This window comes from Streptomyces sp. MK37H, assembly GCF_018035285.1.
GTDB lineage: Bacteria > Actinomycetota > Actinomycetes > Streptomycetales > Streptomycetaceae > Streptomyces > Streptomyces endocoffeicus.
Genome location: NZ_JAAAYH010000531.1, coordinates 1 through 5,234 on the forward strand (window position 1 = coordinate 1; position 5,234 = coordinate 5,234).

Sequence of the window (5,234 nt, forward strand, 5' to 3'; positions counted from 1 at the left end):
CGCCCCCTGGGCCGGTGGTCCCCCGCGCCTGGTCACCGCCCGGGGCGGTGCCCGGCACGCCGCGCCGCGCGTGGACGAGTGGCTGGACGCGGACTTGGCCTTCCCCAGCGGTGCCACCGGATCCGCCCGCTGCCATATGGCACACGAGGAATGGCGGATGAGCCTCAGGGTCATCGGCTCGCGGGGTGAGGCGACGGCCATGAACTTCGTCCAGCCTCATCTGGACGACCGCGTCGTGGTGCGTACGCCCGCGGGTGAGCGGACCGAGGGGCTGGGCAAGCGCTCCTCGTACACCTACCAACTGGACGCGTACGCCGCCCACTTGCGGCACGGCACACCGCTTCCGCTGGACGCGGAGGACGCGCTGACCACCATGTCCCTGATCGACGCGTGCTACCGCGCCGCCGGGTTCCCGCCCCGGCCGCGCACCGCGCTTCCGGTCTCGGGCTGATCCGCGCGACAGCCCGCGCTACGGAGGCCACCGCCCGCCGACGGGCGGGGGCCTCCGGCCGGACTGGGCCCGCCGGGCCGGCTGCCGCCCCCGGCCAGGCTCAGCTCGCCCCGTCGGCTGCCGCCCCCGGCCCGGCCGCCCCGGGCGCGCCCGTGCGCAGCCCGTCCATGACGAGGTCCAGAAGCCGTCGGGCGCGTGCCTGCCCGTTCTCGTCGGGGCCGATCTGCCACAGGCCGGCGATGGCGAGCAGGAAGTCGTCGGTGGTGACGCCCGGGCGGATGGTGCCGACCTCCTCGTTGGCCCGCAGCAGGAGCGCCACGGCCTCGGTCATCTGGCCGTGCCCCGGTTTCTCCTGGCCGCAGGACGCACTGATGGCCTTGTGCAGCGCGTCGGCGAGACCGGCCTTGGCCATGGCGAACCGGGCGAGGTGTCCCATCCACTCCCGCAGCGCCTGATCCGGCGCACGCGTACGCAGCAGTTCGGCCGCGGTGTCGGCCACCTGCCGCATCTCATGGCGGTAGATCTCCAGAACGAGGGCCTCGCGGCTGGGGAAGTTGCGGTACAGCGTGCCCTGCCCGACGCCCGCCTTCTTCGCGATGGCGCTCAGCGGGACGTCCGCCGAGCGCGTCAGCTCCGCCAGCGCCACTTCCAGGATGCGCTCGCGGTTCGCAGCCGCGTCCGAGCGCAGACGCGCGTCCCTCTCTGCCCGCACTCGCCCTCCTCCGGACCCCGTCATAGCTCCGACCTTGCTCACCGGACAGCTGTCCGCTAAGTTTCATGCACAGCGGACACTTGTCCGCTTAGGTCCACCTTACCGGCTGAAACGGCCAGTGTGGATGGCCGAAACCGAGCGCCGACCGGCATTGTCCCGCATCTCATGTCCCGGGACTCCCTCCCTAGGCCCCGGGCCCCCTTCCATCGGACGACTTCAACGCGCACCACACCCGCGAAAGAAGGCTGATCATGGCCCCATCGACGTCCAGCGTCATCACGCTGACCATCAACGGCGAGAAACACACGCTGCCCGTCGACCACCGCACCACCCTGCTCGACGCCCTGCGGGAGCAGCTCGACCTCACCGGCACCAAGAAGGGCTGCGACCAGGGCCAGTGCGGTGCCTGCACGGTGCTGATCGACGGCCGCCGGGCCGTCTCCTGTCTCCAGCTCGCGGTGGCGGCCGAGGGCCGTGAGGTCACCACGATCGAGGGCGTGGCCGAGGGCGACGAGCTGCACCCGGTGCAGCAGGCGTTCCTCGACCTCGACGGCTACCAGTGCGGTTACTGCACCCCGGGGCAGATCTGTTCCGCCCTCGCCGTGCTCGAGGAGCACGCGGCGGGCTGGCCGAGCGCCGCCACCGCCGACGTCCGCCCCGAAGCGGGCCCTCCGCCCCTCAGCCCGGACGAGATCCGGGAGCGGATGAGCGGCAACCTGTGCCGCTGCGGCGCCTATGTGTCGATCGTCCAGGCGGTCGCGCGGGCGGCCGAGGCGCGCACGGCCGGGACCGAGGAGGCCCTCGCATGAAGGAGTTCGGCTACCAGCGGGTCCTCGAGGTCTCCGAGGCGGTCTCCGTGCTCGGCGCCGACCCCGACGCGCGTTTCCTCGGCGGCGGCACCAATCTGGTCGATCTGATGAAGACCGGCGTCGAGCGGCCGGGACGCCTGGTCGACGTACGCGAACTGCCCCTGGACCACGTCGAGGTGACGCCGGACGGGGCCTTGCGCATCGGGGCCACCGTCACCAACAGCGATCTCGCCGCCCACCCCGAGGTACGGCGTCGCTACCCGGCCCTCGCCGAGGCCGTCCTGGCCGGTGCGTCCGGGCAGCTGCGCAACATGGCCACGGTCGGCGGGAACCTTCTCCAGCGCACCCGCTGCGGCTACTTCGCCGACGTGGCGAGGCCCTGCAACAAGCGCCTCCCCGGCAGCGGCTGCCCGGCCATCGAGGGTGAGCACCACAACCACGCGATCCTCGGCGCATCCGAGCACTGCGTGGCCACCCACCCCTCGGACATGGGGGTCGCGCTCGCCGCCTTCGACGCCGTCGTACGGTACGAAACCGCCGACGGGCCGGGCGAGTTGCCGCTCGCGGACTTCTATCTGCCCGTGGGCGACACCCCGCACCTGGAGACCGCGCTGCCGTCCGGCGCGCTGATCACCGGTATCACCCTGCCCCCGGCCCCGGTGGCCGCCCACTCCCGCTACCGCAAGGTCCGCGAGCGCGCGTCCTACGCCTTCGCGATCGGCTCGATCGCCGCCGCCCTCGACGTCCGGGACGGGGTCGTCCAGGAGGTCCGTCTCGCCCTCGGGGCGGTCGCCTCCCGGCCGTGGCGGGCGCTGGCGGCCGAGCGGGCGCTGACCGGGGGCCCGGCGACCGCCGAGGCGTTCGCCGCCGCCGCGGACGCGGAACTGGCCGCCGCCGAGGCACTGCCCCACAACGGATACAAGGTGCCGCTGATGCGCAACCTCGTCGTGGCCCTGCTGACCGAACTCACCGAGGAGGCCGCCCGATGACCACGACGACCGGAACCACCACGACGACGGGCGCCTTCGGCACCGCGCGCACCCGCGTGGAGGGCCGGGAGAAGGTCACCGGAGCGGCCCGCTACGCGGGCGACATCCCCCTGCCCGACCTCGCCCACGGCTGGATGGTGCTGTCCACCGTGGCCCGCGGCCGCGTCAGCGCGGTCGAATCCGAGCCGGTCCTCGCCATGCCCGGTGTCCTCGCGGTCATCCACCACGAGAACGCCCCGCGGGTCAACCTGGACTACATGGGCATGATCGGGAAGCCCGACCCGATCATCGGGGTCTTCCAGAACGACCGTGTCCCCTTCATGGGCTGGCCGGTGGCGCTGGTCCTCGCCGAGCGGCCCGAGCAGGCCAGGGAGGCCGCGGAAGCGCTGGTGGTCCGGTACGACCAGGAGCCGCACGACATCGGCTTCACCTCCGGACACCCGGATATGTACACCCCTCCGGATTCGCCCTTCGGGCCGGCGGTGGCGACGAAGGGCGACGTCGAGGCCGAACTCGCCGCGTCCGCCTTCGTCGTGGACTCCGAGTACACCACCCCGGAAGAGCACCACAACCCCATGGAGCCGCACGCGGCGACGGCCCACTGGGACGGCGGCCGGCTCGAGGTCTTCGACTCCAACCAGGGCAGCACGATGGTGGCCGCCGAGCTCGCGCAGATCTTCTCGCTCGACGCGGAGTCGGTACGGGTGCGGTCCGAGCACGTCGGCGGCGGCTTCGGCTCCAAGACCACCCGCCCGCACCAGGTGGCCGCCGCCATGGCCGCCACCGTCCTCCATCGCCCGGTGCGCGTCGTCATGACCCGCCGCCAGATGTTCTCGACGATCGGCTACCGCAGCCCCACCGCGCAGCGGGTCAGGCTCGGCGCCGACGAGTCGGGGCGGCTGCGGGTGCTCGACCACCGGTCCGAGTGCGTCACGTCGACCGTCCACGAGTTCATCGAGCGGAGCGCCACGGTGGGCCGCGTGATGTACGACGCCGACGCGCACTACACCAGCGACCGGGTCGTACGGCTCGATGTGCCGACCCCGACCTTCATGCGGGCGCCCGGCGAGGCGCCGGGCTCGTTCGCGCTGGAGTGCGCGCTGGACGAGCTCGCCGAGAAGACCGGCATCGACCCGATCGAGCTGCGCGTCCGCAACGAGCCCGACCGGGGCCCGGTCTCGGGCCTGCCGTTCAGCAGCCGCAATCTGGTCGCCTGCTACGAGGAAGGCTCCCGCAGGTTCGGCTGGGCCGACCGGGACCCCCGTCCGGGGGTGCGCCGCGAGGGGCGGTGGCTGCTCGGGACCGGTATGGCGGCGGCCAGCTTCCACTCCGGGGCCGGACCGTCCACGGCGGCCGTGACGGCGGAGGCGGACGGCACCTTCACCGTACGCATCAACGCGGCGGACATCGGCACCGGTGCCCGGACCGCCATCAACCTGATCGCCGCGGACGCGCTGGCGGTGGATCCGGAGCGGGTCCGGGTGGTCATGGCGGACAGCGACCTCGGCCCGGCGATGCTAGCCGGTGGCTCGATGGGCACGCGCTCCTGGGCGTGGGCGGTGGCGATCGCCGTGAGCGAACTGCGCGAGCGGCTGGCCCTGGGCGGCGACATCCCGCCCGAGGGGATCACCGCGCGCTCCGACACCACCGAAGCCATCGGCGCCCTGGCTGGTAAGGAACGGCACTCCTTCGGCGCTCAATTCGCCGAGGTGGCCGTGGATGTCACCAGCGGAGAGGTCCGGGTGCGGCGGATGCTCGGCATCTTCGCGGCGGGCCGGATCGTCAACCCGCTGACCGCGCGCAACCAGCTCGTCGGCGGAATGATCTGGGGCATTTCCATGGCCCTGCACGAGGAGGCGGTCAGGGACCGGGCCTCGGGCGGCCTCGTCGCTCCGGACCTCGCGGGCTATCACTTCGCCGCGAACGCCGATGTGCCGATCGTCGAGGCGGACTGGGTGGACGACCCGGACCCGGACGACCCGGTCGGCATCAAGGGCGTCGGTGAGGTCGGCATCGTGGGGGCCGCGGCGGCGATCTCCAACGCGGTGTGGCACGCCACCGGCGTCCGCCACCGCAACCTGCCGATCCGCCCGGACCGGGTCCTGTCGGCGGGGACGAACGTGCCGGAGCCCGGCCACGCGGGCTGACCCTTTCACCGTCGAGTGCTCGGCGCCGGCCAGGTTTCCCACCTGGCCGGCGCCGAACTCGTAGCGGCGCGGTCCTGTCGCGCGGAGCTGTACGGGCGCTGTCCGGCCGCGCCGAACTCGTGGACG

General features: G+C 73.0%; 5 protein-coding genes. 4 read left to right on the forward strand and 1 reads right to left on the reverse strand.

Annotated features, from left to right (window positions below):
* Nucleotides 1-451, forward strand: a 451-nt coding sequence (locus GWI24_RS39865) for a Gfo/Idh/MocA family oxidoreductase (RefSeq protein WP_247617541.1), incomplete at its 5' end; no start/stop codon positions are given.
* A 100-nt stretch (nucleotides 452-551) separates the two neighbouring features.
* Here the strand turns inward: GWI24_RS39865 and GWI24_RS39870 are convergent.
* Nucleotides 552-1,187 carry a TetR/AcrR family transcriptional regulator gene (locus GWI24_RS39870; RefSeq protein WP_247617542.1) on the reverse strand — a complete coding sequence of 212 codons (636 nt, stop codon included), beginning with the start codon at nucleotides 1,185-1,187 and terminating at the stop codon, nucleotides 552-554.
* Between the two features lie 227 nt (nucleotides 1,188-1,414).
* Here GWI24_RS39870 and GWI24_RS39875 point away from each other — a divergent pair, with 227 nt between their 5' ends.
* Genes GWI24_RS39875 through GWI24_RS39885 form a run of 3 tightly spaced genes read left to right on the forward strand, consistent with a single transcriptional unit; the run spans nucleotide 1,415 to nucleotide 5,108 of the window.
* Nucleotides 1,415-1,972, forward strand: coding sequence for a (2Fe-2S)-binding protein (locus tag GWI24_RS39875; protein ID WP_044567454.1), 558 nt, complete (start codon nucleotides 1,415-1,417; stop codon nucleotides 1,970-1,972).
* Complete coding sequence (locus GWI24_RS39880; protein ID WP_210950915.1) at nucleotides 1,969-2,961, forward strand: xanthine dehydrogenase family protein subunit M; 993 nt, start codon at nucleotides 1,969-1,971, stop codon at nucleotides 2,959-2,961. The genes GWI24_RS39875 and GWI24_RS39880 overlap by 4 nt, the downstream gene beginning before the upstream one ends.
* Nucleotides 2,958-5,108: a xanthine dehydrogenase family protein molybdopterin-binding subunit gene (locus GWI24_RS39885; RefSeq protein ID WP_210950916.1), complete on the forward strand. Its 2,151-nt coding sequence runs from the start codon at nucleotides 2,958-2,960 to the stop codon at nucleotides 5,106-5,108. The genes GWI24_RS39880 and GWI24_RS39885 overlap by 4 nt, the downstream gene beginning before the upstream one ends.
* Nucleotides 5,109-5,234 lie beyond the last annotated feature (126 nt).